This window comes from Mesorhizobium sp. P171375 (assembly GCF_057786075.1).
Genome location: NZ_JBYNWF010000001.1, coordinates 5,821,493 through 5,836,284, shown reverse-complemented (window position 1 = coordinate 5,836,284; position 14,792 = coordinate 5,821,493). Strand labels below are relative to the sequence as shown.

The window sequence follows — 14,792 nt, the reverse complement described above, 5'->3', positions numbered from 1 at the left end:
AAAGCTATATGTTTTTTTGCTCGACAGGGGCGCGGTCGATCGTCTCGACCCAGACTTCAATGGGCCCAAGCGAACATCCCATCTCCATCATGTCGATCAGTTCCGCCGCACCGGTAATATCGAGTTCGATGCGATCGGTACTTGCATGAGCGATGTGGTGCGCGAGACCGAGCTTGGCCGCATGGCGCATGATCCAAGGCACGAAGGACGCGGGTTCGAGGTGACCGCGAATGGTCATCCGCTCATGGAAGTGGTGTTGACTTCGCTTCATTACGAACGGACCGCGCGCCTTGGTGTCATGGTCAGCAGCATAGCGTCTGACTGAACGGGCGGAAGTGGTTATCGACGCGCCAATTCGCGCAGATGTACCGCCGTTTCGGCGCCGAGGTGACGGTTGTCGAGCGGATGGATCGCCTGATTGCACGCGAAGGAGGGCGATTTAGAGGGCAGCCGACTTGTGGAGCCACGGTGCGTGATCGATGCTGCTTCGAAACAACATCATCCCCGCCGACAGGGACTTAAGTGCACGAAGGTTGCGGGGCTAGGCGTCGCTCGGCAGGTGCCTCCGTAACCACACGATTGCGGCCGGAGGTCTTAGCGAGGTAGAGCGCCCGGCCCGTCCGCTGCCCGCAACCTTCTGAATATGATTGCCTGCGGCAACCGGAGGGAATCTGCGCTCTCAAACCAGCATCGACTGCTGGGCCGAGATACCCGCCGTCGCGCCCTGCCATGATGCCGTGGTGACCGAGGGCATTCCGGGGTTGGCGAGGTCGCCGGCGGCGTAGATGCCGGGTATGCTGGTTTCGCGGCGCTCGTCGACTTTGAGGGCGATGCCGGTCGGCGTATTGACCGTGGCGAGACCCAATGATTCATGCAGGCTTGCGGACGGCTTGTTGCGCGGATGCGCGAACAGGATGTCGACTGCGACATCCGGGGCGCTATCGAGTTTGATGGTGGCATTGTGGGGCCCGTGACGGGCGACCCCGGCGATCCGGCCATCAACGACAGGTATGTTGCGGCGCGCCAGATCGGCCCGGATATCGGGTGCAATGTCGTGACCATCGGCAAAGACCGTCAACCTGTCGGTCCAATCGTGGAACAGCCTGACCTGATTCATCGACTGCGGGCCGGACCAGACGAGACCCCAATGCTGGCCAGCGACTTCAAAGCCATCGCAATAGGGGCAGGGCACGATGGATGTGCCCCAGCTTTCGGCAAAGCCGGGAACGGCAGGCATCTGATCGACAACGCCATAGCTCAGGATCAGGCGGCGCGCCCCGAGGCTCTCGCCATCGCCAGTGAGGACGGAGAAATTGTCGATGGTGCCGGAGATGCTGTCGGCCCGGGCATTGACCAGCTTGACCGTGGGATAACGCGCCAGCTGCTGCCGCGCCTCTGCCAGGATGTCCAGCGGTGGCTTGTGATCGTGGCCGAGCAGGCCATGCGAGTGGCCGGCGAAGCGATTGCGTGGCAGGCCGGTATCGAGAACTGTGACCTTGCGGCGGGCACGGCCGAGCTGGAGGGCGGCGGCGAGACCGGCAAAGCTGCCGCCGATGATGATAACGTCATCCATAGTGATGGGCTCCGTGTTGTGGTTGGAGGGGGGTGGGCTGGGCCTGGCGCGAAATTTCGTCCAGCGATACGCGCTCGAGACGGGCAGCGAGCAGGGCTTCGGCATCGACGAGAAAGTCGCCCGTCACTGTTTTGGCCGGCCGGACAATGCCGCATTCGATATCGCCGGGCGGCCCGGGGAAACTTGATTTGGAGGACACCTACCCATTGGCTTGCACATTTCAGATACTACATGGTATCGTAATGCAAGAATTAGGATACTGTCAAGGACTGGAATTGTCGTGACCGAAAACAGCCAGGCCCGGCGCGGCCGGCCCGCCAACGAGGCGCTTGGCCAAACGATAGTCGACGCCGCGTGCGAACTCTTTGTGGAATTGGGTTTTCAAGCGACGACATTGGACAAGGTCGCTCGGCGAGCGAGGATATCCAAGCTCAGCATCTATCGGCACTTCGAGAACAAGGAGGCGCTGTTCAGTGCGGCCATCGCGGCCCATTGCCATCAGTTTGCACCACAGGCTCTTATTGAAGGCGTCGACGGTTCGGCAGAACATCAGCTCATGGCGGTGGGAACGTCCCTGCTTCGCACGCTGTTGAGCCCGGACGTCCGCAGTGTCGAAGCCATGATCATGGCCGACAAGACGAATCAGAAGTCGTTAAGCAAGCTCCATTACGAAGCCGGCCCCGCCTATGTCATCGCCCAAATCGAGGCCCTGTTGCGTCAGTTGCACGCGAATGCGGTTCTGAACGTGCCCGATCCTCTCCGGTCCGCCCGCTTGTTTGCCGCGCTTATCAAAGGATCCGACCTCCTGATTATCGCACGCTTCGATCAGGCGAGAGCAGACGACGACAACGAAATCGAATCCTATTGCCGGTCGGCTGTCGCCATGTTCATCGCCGCGCACGGTGGCAACGACCACGCGGCCGGAGAGTCTCGTTAAGAACGGATCAGAACAAGGATGTGGCATGGCAGAGAAAAATGTTTATCAGGTAGCCGACTGGAATGGCCAAAGCGGGGAGCGTTGGGTCGCTTACCAGGCCCGGCTCGATGCCATGATGGCGGTGTTTGGCCAGGCCGCGATCGGGGCCGCCGCGCCCGTCACGGGCGAACGCGTGCTGGACGTCGGCTGCGGCGCGGGCGCGTCTAGTCTGCATCTGGCCGCCCGCGTCGGCGCCGGGGGCCATGTGCTAGGCGTGGACATATCCGAACCGCTGATCGGCAGAGCGCGCGCGCTAGCGCCGCAGGATACGCCGGTCCTGTTCCAGGTGGCCGACGCCAGCAGCACCGAGTTGCCCGAGGGCGCATTCGACATCCTGTTCTCGCGCTTCGGAGTGATGTTCTTTGACGATCCTACAGCGGCCTTCACTCATATGCGCCGTGCGCTCAAGCCGGGCGCGCGGGTCGCTTTCGTCTGCTGGCGCGGTATGGCCGAGAACGATTGGGTGCGCTTGCCGATGGGCGCAATCAAGGACATCGTCCCGCCGACGGCGCCGCCCGATCCCGAAGCGCCCGGCCCGTTCTCGTTTGGCGACCAGGGGCGGGTGGCGCGTATCCTGACGGCGGCTGGCTTCACCGATGTCGCTATCGCGCCATTCGATGCCTCCATCCCGTTCGGCAAGGGGGAGACGAGGGACGCAGCGCTCGACGACGCGGTGAAGATGACACTCGAGGTCGGCCCGCTGGCGCGCTCTCTCGCTGATCAGCCCGACGACATCCGGGCCCGCGCCTCGGCCGCGGTTCGTGCCGCCTTCGCGGGCCACCCCGGCGAGCGGTCGGTGATGATCGACGGCGCGGCGTGGATCGTCACCGCGCGCAATCCGGCAAGCTGACAGGGATTAACAGGGGTAGACGCCCCGTCTCGATGGCTCGGCGTTGACCGTGACGCGATCGACCCGCACTGCTTGCGGCCGGAACGCAGAGGAGATAGGGCGGCGGGCTTTTGTCCCAGGCCGCACCGCTGCCATTGGTTTGTATCGCGCTCATTTGCGACTACCTCTGCAACGAAATTGACCGCCCCCTCGAACGATTCAGGCCAATCCGCGCTAACCAATTCAATCCAAACAAGTCAATTTCCCTTAGCGGGTATTAGTGCAGTAATGCCCACAGAGCCCCTTGGTGCCTGCACAGGCGCGGCGGCAACCGGCTGGGCCTCGGTCAGGTAGGACAGCACGGCCGGGGGTAGCGCTGCGGAATTGGGCGCATAGATGCCGCAACGCGAGATAAGACTCCTCTTGTTGACGCGTTTCCCCAGATAGTGCCAGACGGTTCGGGTGGCGTAGGGCAGATTGTTGGCTCGCCACGATATGCCCATAGTGATGCCCCGCAGGTAACGCCGCTGGTACGTTTCGAACGGCATGAGGATCGTCTGTCCAAAGGTTGGAGCCTCGCCGCGCGTCAGTTCCGTCAGGAAGATGCGCTCGTGGCGATACGCCGCGAGCCCGACGTACCGTGAACGCTGCACGATGCCGTTTTCGGAATCTTCGATGCGCTCAAGCGTGGAAACCAGAACTTGTCCGCCATTTTCGCGCAAGTGAGCGCAGGCGCAGACGATCCGGCCAGGCCAGGACAGCGATGTGTGCCATGCCTGGTAGAATCCGAGATAGGGTTCGAGTGCATGCAGGTCGCCCGGAAAGGCATCCGCTAGCGGGCCTGTAAGGTCGGCGTGTCGGCGCCGCTCGCCCAATTTGCTGCGGAACACGCCCGGAGGAAGGTCGAAATCGGCTGGTTCGAGGCCAAAGGCTGCCGCGATCGTCAGGAGATTATGGGCGGAAGGAAGGGTTCCTGCATTGAGGTAGCGGTTGAACTGCTGGCGGTTGATACCGACGGTGCGGCATAGATCGGATACTGATCTGTGCGTGCTGCAGGCGAGTTTCAGGTTGCTGCTGAAATTGGCCCATGGCTTGCTCATGGAGACAGTATAAACCCGCTTAAAAACGCTTCAAGCGACGAAATTGCGTTGCCGAGGGCTCTGCCTAGTATCGACCACAAGGCTTCAGTCCAAAGGGGAACCCAATGAGCGCTTCCAGCAGGTTATCGAGTCTCTCACGCCGTGATCTTCTTCAAGCGGGGGTGGCTCTAGGCCTTGTCGCAGCCGCAGGCTCGCTGGCGTCACCGGCCGCGGCGCAAACGCCAGTGCGCGGCGGACAGTTGCGGCTGGGGCTCGATGGCGGCGCCTCCGCCGACACGCTCGACCCGGCCCTGGCGTCCGCCAGCGTCAATTTTGTGATCGCGCATTGCTGGGGCGATACGCTGGTCGAATCCGACCCCAAGACGGGCGCGGCGGTTCCGTCGCTGGCCGAATCCTGGTCCCCGTCGGCCGACGCCAAGGAGTGGACCTTCAAGATACGCAAGGACGTTCGTTTCCACGATGGCAAGGCATTTACTGTTAGCGATGCAGTCGAGACCTTGCGCCGCCACGCCGGGAAGAAATCGCAATCGGGCGCACTCGGCCTGCTCTCCGGGATAGACCGCATCGAGGAACGGTCGGGCGACATGGTGGTGACGCTGAAGGAGGCCAACGCTGACTTGCCGCTGATATTTACCGATTATCATCTTCAGATCCAGCCGGGCGGCGGCGTGGAAAAACCTGCGGCAGCGATCGGCACCGGTCCCTACAAGCTGGCTGCATTCGAGCCGGGCATTCGCGCTGCTTTCGAAAAAAACGAGGACGACTGGCGCCAGGACCGGGGTTACGTCGACAGCGTGCTTATTACCGTGATGAACGACCTGACTGCCCGGACCAGCGCGTTGCGGTCCGGTCAGGTCGATTTTATCAGCACCGTCGAACCGAAGATCGTGCCGTTGCTGAAGCGGGTTCCGGGCGTCGAGATTCTGCGCACCTCCGGCAAGGGGTTCTATTCCTTCCTGATGCATTGCGACACCGCGCCCTTCGATAACAATGATCTGCGTCTGGCGCTCAAATATGCGATAGACCGCGAGGCTATCCTCAAGGGGGTTCTGGGCGGGTTCGGCACCATTGGCAATGATTACCCGATCAACGCCAACTATGCGCTCGCGCCTGCCGATATAGAGCAGCGCAATTACGATCCCGACAAGGCTGCATTCCACTTCAAGAAGTCCGGCCTTCAAGATCCAATTCTGCTGCGCACCTCGGAAGCGGCGTTCCCCGGCGCGGTCGATGCGGCCCAGCTTTTCCAATTGAGCGCGGAAAAGGCCGGTATCAAGATCAATGTGCAGCGCCAGCCGAGTGACGGCTACTGGTCGGAAGTCTGGAACGTCAAGCCGTTCTGCACCTCCTTTTGGGGTGGTCGTCCGACGCAGGATGCGCGCTATTCCACGTCCTACGTTTCCAACGCGGAGTGGAACGACACCCGCTTCAAGCGGCCCGACTTCGACAAGATGGTGGTCAAGGCGCGCGGTGAACTGGATGAGACCAAACGGCGCGTACTCTACCGTGACATGGCGCTGATGGTGCGGGATGAGGGCGGCCTGATACTGCCGGTGTTCAACGATTTCATCAACGCCTGCACGAGCCACCTCAAGGGTTTTGTTCCCGATATTGGCAATGACTTCTCCAATGGCCGCATCGCCAGCCGGGTCTGGCTGGAGGCTTGAACCGGGAAATGATCGTGCAATTCCGGCGGCCGATAGTTGCCGCCGAGTGGAGCTTTTGTGGTTGATCGCATAACGATAAATTTCCGTGTCATTGAAAATGAGTGGATCGTTCTGAAAGACGGCACCCGGCTCGCCGCGCGCATCTGGAGACCCGAAACGGTTCCTGGCGGGGTGCCGGCGGTGCTCGAATTCCTGCCTTATCGAAAACGCAACGGCACCGCCGCGCGTGACGAGTCCACCTATCCGGTCTTCGCGGCGGCCGGCATCGCGGGCGTGCGTGTCGACATTCGCGGTTGCGGAGAATCCGACGGCGTGATCGATGGCGAATATACCGCGCGCGAGCTTGCCGACGCCGTCGAGGTTATCGAATGGATCGCAGCGCAGGACTGGTCGAACGGCAATGTCGGCATGATGGGAATTTCCTGGGGCGGGTTCAACGCGCTTCAGGTCGCGGCTCTCAAACCACCAGCTCTCAAGGCCGTGATTTCCCTGTCGTCCACCATCGACCGCTACAATGACGACATCCACTACAAGAATGGCGCGCATCTATCGGCGCAACTGTCATGGGCGGCGACGATGACTGCCTTCCAGTCGCGGTCCCCCGATCCCGATCTCGTCGGAGAACGCTGGCGCGACATGTGGCTTGAGCGCCTGGAAGGCGAGCCGTTCTTCATGGAGCAGTGGCTCTCCCACCAACGCCGCGACGACTTCTGGCGTCACGGTTCGATCTGCGAGGACTTTGACGGTTTTTCCGTTCCCGCACTGGTGATTGCCGGATGGGCCGACGGCTACCGCAACACGCCCTTGAAGGCGGTCGCCGGGATGCCGGAAATGGCCTGGGGCCTGATCGGTCCATGGGTTCACAAGTATCCGCATTTCGCCTATCCGAAGCCCCGCGTCGATTTTCACGCCGAGGCAATTTCATGGTGGCGGCATTGGCTATGCGCAGAAGACAACAAGGTGGAGCATACGCCGAGGCTGCGTGCTTATATCCTGGACGGGCCGCGACCCGGCCGCCGGCGCGAGACCGACCCAGGCTATTGGGTTGCCATGGAGAGATGGAACGTTCCCGACACACTCGTCCTTAGCCTGGACGCTTCGGGCAGGCTCGCTCGGAGCACTTCATCGCATGCTGAAGGGAAAGCCCTCCTGCACTCTCCTCAAGATACAGGCACCGCTGCGGGAGAGTTCTTCCCGCGGAGGCCGGATTCGGAAATGGCCGGCGACCAGCGTGTCGACGATGCTGGATCACTCACCTTCGACAGCGCCGTCCTTGCTGAGGAATGCGTCGTCTTTGGCCAACCGCTCGTAAAACTGTCGCTTTCCAGTGATGCCAACTTCGCCAACCTTGCCGTCAGGCTCGTCGACGTCCATCCCGATGGTGCGGCGACGCGCGTCAGCTACGGTGTGCTCAACCTCTCGCATCGCATGGGCAATGCCGAACCACAGCCTCTGAAGCCGGGCGAGACGGTCGAAATCGAGTTGGTGCTCGATGCGTGCGGCTACCGTTTTGCGCCCGGCCACCGTCTGCGTCTGTCCTTGTCGAGCGCCTATTGGCCGACGATCCTGCCGCCGCCCTGCGACGCAACGCTGGCGATCGATCTTGCCACGCTGCGATTGGAACTGCCGCTGCTTGGCGAGCATCGAAGGGTCGAAATCCCGCAGCCATCCAATCCCGATCCTCTACCCCGTTACGAAGTCCTGACAGACGGATCGTCGGACCGCTCTGTTGAACGCGATCTGCAAAATGGCGTGACGCGCTATCGGGTGCACGAGGACACAGGTCTTAGTCGCCATCCGGGCAACGGCTTGTGCACGCGCGACATCCGGCAGGAGGTATGGTCGATAGCGCCCGATGACCCGCTGTCGCTGACGGCAGAGGTCCACTGGACGTGCTGTGCCGAGCGGGAAGGCTGGCGAACGCAAAGCCATTGCACCACGCATCTCTCCTGCACGGCGACCGAATGGGTGGTTACGGAGCGGGTTGAAGCACTGGCTGACGGTCATAAGGTATTCGAGCGCGAGCGCAGCGCTCGAATACCGCGTGACCATATGTAAGGGTGAGCTACATAATGGGTGAGCTACGGCCGGCGCAATCAGGGTGTTCCACCGACATCAAATCGGGAAGGAACATGGACCAGGCGGGCCTCACCGACCTTCTCGCCTATGCCCGTCCAGGCGACGCTCGACGGCGTGCGCCTCGATTGTCTTGTCGTGACCGTCGCGACCTGCTCCGAGCGTCCGTGGCCGCGTCGGTCATGTGCGACCACGCGATAGCCTTTCGACAGGAAGAAAAGCATCTGCGCGTCCAGTCATCTGAGCTGAGCTGCCAGCCATGGTGAAAATCGATTGGCTGGGCGTCCTTGGGACCCCGTACGTCGTCGTCGGTCGTGACAAAGCCCATGGATTTATCACTGACATCACAAGGCTTCCCCGTGAGGTGAGGATGGCGAGGGCCGGCAAACGGATCGAGTCCGACCCTCACCGAAATGCTCGCCATCCCGGCCGGGATCAGCCAGCTACTGGCGTGTTGAGAAGCTGCTGCTCCCAAAGATACGCGATGCCGCTGCCGCCGAAGTGCTGGATGAGAATCTCGGTCAGCTCCTCGACATGCTCGGTGCGCGCCCAATCGCGTTGCCATTCGCCAGCGAGCGCCATCACGGTCATCGGGTTCGCGCCGGCTGCGATCATCCGCTGGACGGCAACCTCGTGAGATTCCTTCGAAATGCCGCCCGACGCGTCGGTGATCACGGTCACGTCCCAGCCTTCGCCAGCGGCCTGGATCACAGGCATCGCGACGCAGACTTCGGTCCAAAGGCCGGCGATGATCAGTTGCTTGCGGCCGGTCGCCTTGACGACGTTCACCACATTCTCGTCCTGCCAGGTGTTCACCCAGGTGCGATCGATGACTTCCTGGTCTGGAAATACGTCGGTGATCTGCTTGAAGAGAAGTCCACCGCGCGCCGCGATCACGCTGGTGAGAATGGTCGGAACATTGAAGGCTTTTGCTAGCTTCGCCAGCGCGGTCGTGTTGTTGACCACCATGTGCGGATCGTGGCTGTTCAGGTTTGCGAGCTGGTAAGGCTGGTGGTCGATCAGAACGAGGACTGAGTCTTCAGGACGAAGAAGCGAATCGAGGCCGTTACGAAGGGTCATCAAGACTTCCTTTCTCTGCTGCCATGGACGGCAATGGGTTCGACGGGAGACATGCGCCAGCAGGCGACGTTGCCTGGATGTAATTTGCTGTTCCCTTTGATGATGCGGTAGTGCCATAGTCAGGCAACCTGTGTCGCGAAATTAGGAACACCGAGTTGGACATCGAAGATCTGCAGACATTCGTCGCAGTAGCCGATGCAGGGGGCGTATCGGCCGCGGCGCGTCGGCTCGGCGTCTCCAAATCAATCGTCAGTCGACGGCTCTTTCGGGTTGAAGCGGAACTTGGCGTCCAGCTTCTTGCACGAACGACCCGCGGGGCCGCTCTCACCGAGGCGGGGATCACGTTCAGGGACCATGCGGCCCGGGCCAGCGCCGAGATCGACAGCGCCAGGGAAACGATCCTCCCGACCGGCGACCTTCGCGGCCGCCTGAGGGTTGCCATGCCGCTTACTTTCGGCCCAACCCACTTCGCCCCGGTGATCGCGGAAATGGCGCGTCTGCACCCGAAGCTTCAAATCCATACCTCCTACAGCGATCGCTTCGTCGATCTCATTGCGGAGGGTTTCGATTGCGCGATCCGGGGCGCCTACCTTCAGGACTCCAACTTGATCGCGAAGCGCGTTGGGCCGATCCATGGAAAGCTTGTCGCAAGCCCGGATTACATCAAAGCGCATGGGTCACCTGAGACGCCGGACGAACTCGTCACCCATCAGGCCCTCATGCAGGGAACGGAAGCCTGGCAGTTCATGGATGGCGGCAGGATCGTCACGGTCCAGCCGCAGGGCAGGTTCAAGGCCGACAGCGCCACGGCGCTTGCCGCTGCTGCTGCGGCAGGCCTCGGTATCGCCTGGCTCCCCGATTGCATTACATATGAATATGTGGCCTCCGGTGCATTGGTTCCGATCATGACACGCTATCCGGTACCTCCGGGGGCCGCGTATGTCGTACGCCCGCCGGGTCAGCATCCCGCGCGGAAAGTGCGGGTGCTCACCGAAATGCTGACTGAGTATTTCAAAAGGAACCCGGAAGTTTGGGGTCTCGACCCCTAGTAGAACGCGAACCGCTCAAGGCCCTGTCAAGGAACCGACTTCCATCACCGGGACAGCACCGGGGCGGGCGCGGTGTCACCCATCCGGAGCGCACATCAGCGGCCGCCCGAGGCGGCTTTACCCGGGCTCTACTCTACCGGGCCGGTGGCTTCCTAGGCTCCAGGACGAAGCGGCCATCGCTCCTGAGGATGATTACCCTGGCTGCCTTGTGAGCCATCGGGCAGCGTTCCTCCCCCCGCAACACTGTTTGGCACTTCTCGACACTAATCGGGACCAATGCCGAACACCAAATCCCGGATCAGGCCGTCGAGCGGGTGTCGCATCCTACGCGAACCAATTGGATGCCTGAACTAAGTTGGTAGAAAGGACGGACACATGATCGATCTGAGTGGGAAGCGTGCATTGGTGACTGGAGGATCGCGGGGCATCGGGGCCGCGATCGCGTTAGCACTGGCGGAGAACGGCGCCGACGTTGCATTTACTTACCGGCGCTCCGCCGAGAAGTCTGAAGCGGTGGTCAAGTCCATCGAAAGCATGGGGCGTCGCGCAGTCGCCATCCAAGCCGACAGCGCCGCCCCGGAGGCCATCATGCGCTCAGTGAGCCAAGCCCTCTCGGCGCTCGGTGGACTCGATATCCTCGTCAACAGCGCGGCTATCGGCCACACCGGAACGATCGCCGAAGTCGACGTGAACGAATATCAGGCCGTGATGGACGTCAACGTGCGAGCGCCAGTGCTGTTTGCGACAGCAGTTATCCCGCATCTCACCGAAGGGGGACGCATCATCACGATCGGTTCGGCCCTAGGAGAGCGGGTCCCATTCCCAGGCATAACGGTTTACGCGATGTCCAAAGCGGCACTTACCTCCTTCACCCGCGGTCTTTCGCGTGAACTCGGCCCGAACGGCATCACCGTGAATCTCGTGCAGCCCGGGGCGACCAATACGGATGCGAATCCGGCGGATGGGGAGGCTGCCGATTTCCAGCGAGGCCTGACGTCACTGGGACGCTACGCCGAGCCGCGCGAAATCGCGAACGCTGTGGTCTTTCTGGCAAGTCCCGCCGCGAGCATGATCACGGGCTCCATCCTGACCGCCGACGGTGGCGCAACCGCCTGAGCGGACTTGATGTTCGCAAACGGGCCAATTGCGTGCTCGGCAATGCATCGAGCGCCACACATAGCCTTTCGCGCCAAGCCCCGGCCTTGACAGGATCGGGCTGATGAATAAGCGCACCCGATTTACGCGGAGGACGAGGACGACATGAAGGAGGCCGCTCTGTGGACTCTGTGTTGAGACTCAGGAGTTCAAGCTAACCGCTCAACCACACCAGTTAGAAGGAGAAATTCCCGTGAAGGTTCGCAAGTTCAACATCACCGACGCAGTGCTGGAGCGTTCCCCGGGGCAGGGCGGAGACGTACTTGTGGGCAATCTGATCGACCAGCACGATGCCTCCCCGATCACCATCGGGTACGGGCGCTATGGGCCGAACCAGACGCTTGAGGAGACGATGGCCGTCGATGATGTGATGGTCGTCCTCGAGGGGCGGCTGTCGGTGTCCGGAAAGTCAGGCAGCGTCACCGCAGGGCCGGGCGAAATCGTCCATATGCCCAAAGGCCAGAAGGTCACGATCCGCTCGCACGAGCAAGGCGCGGTCACCGCCTATGTCACCTATCCCCACTGGCAGGAGGCGAGGGGGTAAGTCCTCCGGGGTGACGCGCAGTTCGACGTCCAGGCGGATCATGCTCATCCGAGTAGGCGTTGAGGTCTCGCCTGCGCAGGTCTGGCGCGAGGCCTCTCCGCTTTGTCCAGCGACGGCTCGCGCGCATCTGAGCTCACTATGAAGCCTGGACCAAACCTGCACGACGGGCCGCTTTCAAAAATGCCCTTCTTGCTTGTTGCGGGGCCCGCCATCCGTCCAGGGAGTCGCGGCAAGTGCGGCAGGCTGCTCGATAGCTTGGTCCTCTCGCCCATTCTGGCCATTGGTCATGAAGGCACTCAAGTGCTTCCCAACTGCTGGCAACCACCCGTTCCCTTGAGGGTCTCACGCGCAGTCTGACTGGTTCGGGAAATTGAATATCCCTCATGGTTTCCACCGTTCCGACAGATCGATTACATCGATTTGTTGAAATGGCCTCCCGCAGCTAATCCGAAGGTGCCGACTGCCTTGGCCGCGACGATGTCCGCTGCGGTCGGCACAAGCAAATCCATGCGGCGGGCAAAGGCGACAAAAGTGCTGCGAGCGGTTTCGGCATCCACCTCGCCGGCGAGGGCTGCCCGACAGGCATTGAGCGCGACGCCATGAGCAGGGTTTCGCTTCGATGGCGGCCATTCATCCAGCAGGACGAAGGCGTCCCTTACGCTTTGAATGTCGGTTGGAAACCCAAGACCCACGAGCACCCTCACGGGATGCTGAAATTGATTGTGTTCCATGTTTTCCTCCGTTCACGTGGTTAGCTCAATCGATCGGAAGCCTTTCCCACGGCGCGTGCGCGATAGGTTGCGTGCGTCGCGCCTTAGCCTGCCGAACTCCCGTTTCCAGGAGGGCCTTTGCCGTCGGTAAGATTCCGCGCGGCCAGAAACATCACCGTGTATGCGGCTTTGCGCCGATCCCAACCCGCGGCCTCCGCTCTGTCGAGCAAGTCGACCAGTATCGGGTCAAGCGCAACCTTCAGGTCTGCTTCGTAGTTCAGATCGGTGGCCGCACGCGACGGCGGGGGGATTACGTTCAAGTTCATCACGTTCATGGATCTACCCCATTTGTCAGAGTGTCCGCGCCCACCGGGCGCGGACACAGCCGTTACCTCAGAAGTCCATGCCACCAGCCGGCATTGCCGGAACGGCGGGTTCCTTCTTCGGCTTCTCGGCAACCATCGCTTCCGTCGTTACCAGCAGGCCGGCAACCGATGCCGCATCCTGGAGCGCGGTCCGCACCACCTTTACCGGATCGATGACGCCCTCGTTGTAGAGGTCGCCGAACGCGTTGGTCTGTGCGTTCCAGCCCCAGCCGAATTCCGGCTTCTCGCGTAGCTTGCCGACGATGATCGAGCCTTCCGCGCCGGCATTCTCGGCGATCTGGCGCACAGGCGCTTCGATCGCGCGGCGCACGATCTCGATACCGTGCTTCTGGTCTTCATTCTCGGCCTGCACGCTGTCCAGTGCCTTGGCCGCACGCAGAAGCGCCACGCCGCCACCTGGCAACACGCCTTCCTCGACCGCAGCCCGCGTCGCATGCATGGCATCGTCGACACGGTCCTTGCGCTCCTTGACTTCGACTTCGGTCGAGCCGCCGACGCGGATGACGGCGACACCGCCGGCGAGCTTGGCCAGCCGCTCCTGCAGCTTTTCCTTGTCGTAGTCGGAGGTAGTCTCCTCGATCTGCGCCTTGATTTGACTGACGCGGCCCTGGATCTCGCTCTTCGAGCCGGCGCCGTCGACGATGGTGGTGTTCTCCTTCTCGATCACCACTTTCTTGGCGCGGCCCAGCATGTTGAGCGTGACATTCTCCAGCTTGATGCCGAGATCTTCCGAGATCGCGGTGCCGCCGGTGAGGATGGCAATATCCTCCAGCATTGCCTTGCGGCGGTCGCCGAAGCCCGGCGCCTTGACGGCGGCGACTTTGAGGCCACCGCGCAGCTTGTTGACGACCAGCGTCGCCAACGCTTCGCCCTCGACATCCTCGGCGATGATCAGCAGCGGTTTGGACGACTGCACGACAGCTTCCAGCACCGGAAGCAGCGCCTGCAGATTGGACAGCTTCTTCTCGTGGATCAGCACATAGGGCTCTTCAAGCTCGACGCGCATCTTGTCCTGGTTGGTGATGAAGTAGGGGCTGAGGTAGCCGCGGTCGAACTGCATGCCCTCGACCACTTCCAGTTCGGTCTCGGCGGTCTTGGCTTCCTCGACGGTGATGACGCCCTCGTTGCCGACCTTCTGCATCGCTTCCGCAAGGAAGCGGCCGATCTCGGCGTCGCCATTGGCCGAGATGGTGCCAACCTGGGCGATCTCGTCATTTTTGGTCACCTTGCGGGCATTGGTCTTCAGCTCAGCCACGATGGCTTCTACAGCCTTGTCGATGCCGCGCTTCAGGTCCATCGGGTTCATCCCCGACGCGACCGCCTTGGCGCCTTCGCGGACGATCGCCTGGGCGAGCACCGTAGCGGTGGTAGTGCCGTCACCCGCGATGTCGCTGGTCTTCGAGGCGACCTCGCGCACCATCTGCGCGCCCATGTTCTCGAACTTGTCCTCGAGCTCGATCTCCTTGGCGACGGTCACGCCGTCCTTGGTGATGCGCGGGGCGCCGAACGACTTGTCGATGACGACGTTGCGGCCCTTGGGGCCGAGGGTCACCTTCACCGCGTCGGCGAGGATGTTGACGCCGCGCAGCATGCGCTCACGGGCGTCGGAATGGAATTTCACTTCCTTGGCAGCCATTGGATCACTCC

Annotated in this window: 15 protein-coding genes and 1 pseudogene; 7 read left to right on the top strand and 9 right to left on the bottom strand. The window is 61.9% G+C overall.

The window, feature by feature from the left end; all coding sequences use genetic code 11:
* Nucleotides 1-4: 4 nt before the first annotated feature.
* Entirely contained in the window at nucleotides 5-238 is a 234-nt protein-coding gene (locus ACYHH6_RS28440; protein WP_352583499.1) for an acylphosphatase, read from the bottom strand.
* A 441-nt stretch (nucleotides 239-679) separates the two neighbouring features.
* Nucleotides 680-1,573 carry an NAD(P)/FAD-dependent oxidoreductase gene (locus tag ACYHH6_RS28435; RefSeq protein ID WP_352583501.1) on the bottom strand — a complete coding sequence of 298 codons (894 nt, stop codon included), beginning with the start codon at nucleotides 1,571-1,573 and terminating at the stop codon, nucleotides 680-682.
* Nucleotides 1,574-1,853: 280 nt separating this feature from the next.
* Here ACYHH6_RS28435 and ACYHH6_RS28430 point away from each other — a divergent pair, with 280 nt between their 5' ends.
* Both ACYHH6_RS28430 and ACYHH6_RS28425 read left to right on the top strand, forming a co-directional pair.
* A complete protein-coding gene (locus ACYHH6_RS28430) occupies nucleotides 1,854-2,510 on the top strand; it encodes a TetR/AcrR family transcriptional regulator (RefSeq protein WP_352583503.1) in 657 nt (218 codons plus the stop codon).
* A gap of 25 nt (nucleotides 2,511-2,535) precedes the next feature.
* On the top strand, nucleotides 2,536-3,399 hold the full coding sequence (locus ACYHH6_RS28425; RefSeq protein WP_352583505.1) for a class I SAM-dependent methyltransferase: 864 nt from the start codon (nucleotides 2,536-2,538) through the stop codon (nucleotides 3,397-3,399).
* 236 nt (nucleotides 3,400-3,635) lie between these two features.
* Here the strand turns inward: ACYHH6_RS28425 and ACYHH6_RS28420 are convergent, their stop codons facing one another.
* Nucleotides 3,636-4,478, bottom strand: coding sequence for a helix-turn-helix domain-containing protein (locus ACYHH6_RS28420; protein WP_352583507.1), 843 nt, complete (start codon nucleotides 4,476-4,478; stop codon nucleotides 3,636-3,638).
* Nucleotides 4,479-4,582: 104 nt separating this feature from the next.
* Between ACYHH6_RS28420 and ACYHH6_RS28415 the strand changes: the two genes are divergently transcribed.
* Both ACYHH6_RS28415 and ACYHH6_RS28410 read left to right on the top strand, forming a co-directional pair.
* Entirely contained in the window at nucleotides 4,583-6,145 is a 1,563-nt protein-coding gene (locus ACYHH6_RS28415) for an ABC transporter substrate-binding protein (RefSeq protein WP_352583509.1), read from the top strand.
* Between the two features lie 57 nt (nucleotides 6,146-6,202).
* Complete coding sequence (locus ACYHH6_RS28410; protein ID WP_352583511.1) at nucleotides 6,203-8,203, top strand: CocE/NonD family hydrolase; 2,001 nt, start codon at nucleotides 6,203-6,205, stop codon at nucleotides 8,201-8,203.
* 114 nt (nucleotides 8,204-8,317) lie between these two features.
* Here the strand turns inward: ACYHH6_RS28410 and ACYHH6_RS28405 are convergent.
* Together ACYHH6_RS28405 and ACYHH6_RS28400 are read right to left on the bottom strand one after the other, a co-directional pair.
* Nucleotides 8,318-8,549 (bottom strand): annotated as a pseudogene (locus ACYHH6_RS28405) (alpha/beta fold hydrolase); the annotation flags it as partial.
* Between the two features lie 107 nt (nucleotides 8,550-8,656).
* Complete coding sequence (locus ACYHH6_RS28400) at nucleotides 8,657-9,301, bottom strand: hydrolase (RefSeq protein ID WP_352583512.1); 645 nt, start codon at nucleotides 9,299-9,301, stop codon at nucleotides 8,657-8,659.
* 155 nt (nucleotides 9,302-9,456) lie between these two features.
* On the opposite strand from ACYHH6_RS28400, the gene ACYHH6_RS28395 reads away from it, so the two are divergent.
* The 3 genes from ACYHH6_RS28395 to ACYHH6_RS28385 all read left to right on the top strand — a co-directional run bounded on the left by ACYHH6_RS28395 (nucleotide 9,457) and on the right by ACYHH6_RS28385 (nucleotide 12,049).
* Nucleotides 9,457-10,350, top strand: coding sequence for a LysR family transcriptional regulator (locus ACYHH6_RS28395; protein WP_352583513.1), 894 nt, complete (start codon nucleotides 9,457-9,459; stop codon nucleotides 10,348-10,350).
* Between the two features lie 375 nt (nucleotides 10,351-10,725).
* Nucleotides 10,726-11,466 carry an SDR family NAD(P)-dependent oxidoreductase gene (locus tag ACYHH6_RS28390; RefSeq protein ID WP_352583515.1) on the top strand — a complete coding sequence of 247 codons (741 nt, stop codon included), beginning with the start codon at nucleotides 10,726-10,728 and terminating at the stop codon, nucleotides 11,464-11,466.
* Between the two features lie 232 nt (nucleotides 11,467-11,698).
* Nucleotides 11,699-12,049, top strand: a complete 351-nt coding sequence (locus tag ACYHH6_RS28385) for an ethanolamine utilization protein (RefSeq protein ID WP_352583516.1) — start codon at nucleotides 11,699-11,701, stop codon at nucleotides 12,047-12,049.
* A 136-nt stretch (nucleotides 12,050-12,185) separates the two neighbouring features.
* On the opposite strand, the gene ACYHH6_RS28380 is transcribed toward ACYHH6_RS28385, so the two are convergent.
* The 4 genes from ACYHH6_RS28380 to groL form a co-directional block, all read right to left on the bottom strand.
* On the bottom strand, nucleotides 12,186-12,434 hold the full coding sequence (locus tag ACYHH6_RS28380; RefSeq protein WP_352583518.1) for a DUF982 domain-containing protein: 249 nt from the start codon (nucleotides 12,432-12,434) through the stop codon (nucleotides 12,186-12,188).
* A 25-nt stretch (nucleotides 12,435-12,459) separates the two neighbouring features.
* Nucleotides 12,460-12,780 carry a DUF982 domain-containing protein gene (locus ACYHH6_RS28375; RefSeq protein ID WP_352583520.1) on the bottom strand — a complete coding sequence of 107 codons (321 nt, stop codon included), beginning with the start codon at nucleotides 12,778-12,780 and terminating at the stop codon, nucleotides 12,460-12,462.
* Between the two features lie 83 nt (nucleotides 12,781-12,863).
* Nucleotides 12,864-13,094 carry a hypothetical protein gene (locus ACYHH6_RS28370; protein ID WP_352583522.1) on the bottom strand — a complete coding sequence of 77 codons (231 nt, stop codon included), beginning with the start codon at nucleotides 13,092-13,094 and terminating at the stop codon, nucleotides 12,864-12,866.
* Nucleotides 13,095-13,152: 58 nt separating this feature from the next.
* Entirely contained in the window at nucleotides 13,153-14,781 is a 1,629-nt protein-coding gene (gene groL, locus ACYHH6_RS28365) for a chaperonin GroEL (protein WP_352583523.1), read from the bottom strand.
* Nucleotides 14,782-14,792: the final 11 nt, after the last annotated feature.

Excerpts from the sequence above, each read along its gene's own strand:
- ACYHH6_RS28440 (WP_352583499.1), bottom strand. The coding sequence starts at position 238 with ATGACCATTCGCGGTCACCTCGAACCCGCGTCCTTCGTGCCTTGGATC.
- ACYHH6_RS28435 (WP_352583501.1), bottom strand. The coding sequence starts at position 1,573 with ATGGATGACGTTATCATCATCGGCGGCAGCTTTGCCGGTCTCGCCGCC.
- ACYHH6_RS28425 (WP_352583505.1), top strand. The coding sequence starts at position 2,536 with ATGGCAGAGAAAAATGTTTATCAGGTAGCCGACTGGAATGGCCAAAGC.
- ACYHH6_RS28420 (WP_352583507.1), bottom strand. The coding sequence starts at position 4,478 with ATGAGCAAGCCATGGGCCAATTTCAGCAGCAACCTGAAACTCGCCTGC.
- ACYHH6_RS28415 (WP_352583509.1), top strand. The coding sequence starts at position 4,583 with ATGAGCGCTTCCAGCAGGTTATCGAGTCTCTCACGCCGTGATCTTCTT.
- ACYHH6_RS28400 (WP_352583512.1), bottom strand. The coding sequence starts at position 9,301 with ATGACCCTTCGTAACGGCCTCGATTCGCTTCTTCGTCCTGAAGACTCA.
- ACYHH6_RS28390 (WP_352583515.1), top strand. The coding sequence starts at position 10,726 with ATGATCGATCTGAGTGGGAAGCGTGCATTGGTGACTGGAGGATCGCGG.
- ACYHH6_RS28380 (WP_352583518.1), bottom strand. The coding sequence starts at position 12,434 with ATGAGGGATATTCAATTTCCCGAACCAGTCAGACTGCGCGTGAGACCC.
- ACYHH6_RS28375 (WP_352583520.1), bottom strand. The coding sequence starts at position 12,780 with ATGGAACACAATCAATTTCAGCATCCCGTGAGGGTGCTCGTGGGTCTT.
- ACYHH6_RS28370 (WP_352583522.1), bottom strand. The coding sequence starts at position 13,094 with ATGAACGTGATGAACTTGAACGTAATCCCCCCGCCGTCGCGTGCGGCC.
- groL (WP_352583523.1), bottom strand. The coding sequence starts at position 14,781 with ATGGCTGCCAAGGAAGTGAAATTCCATTCCGACGCCCGTGAGCGCATG.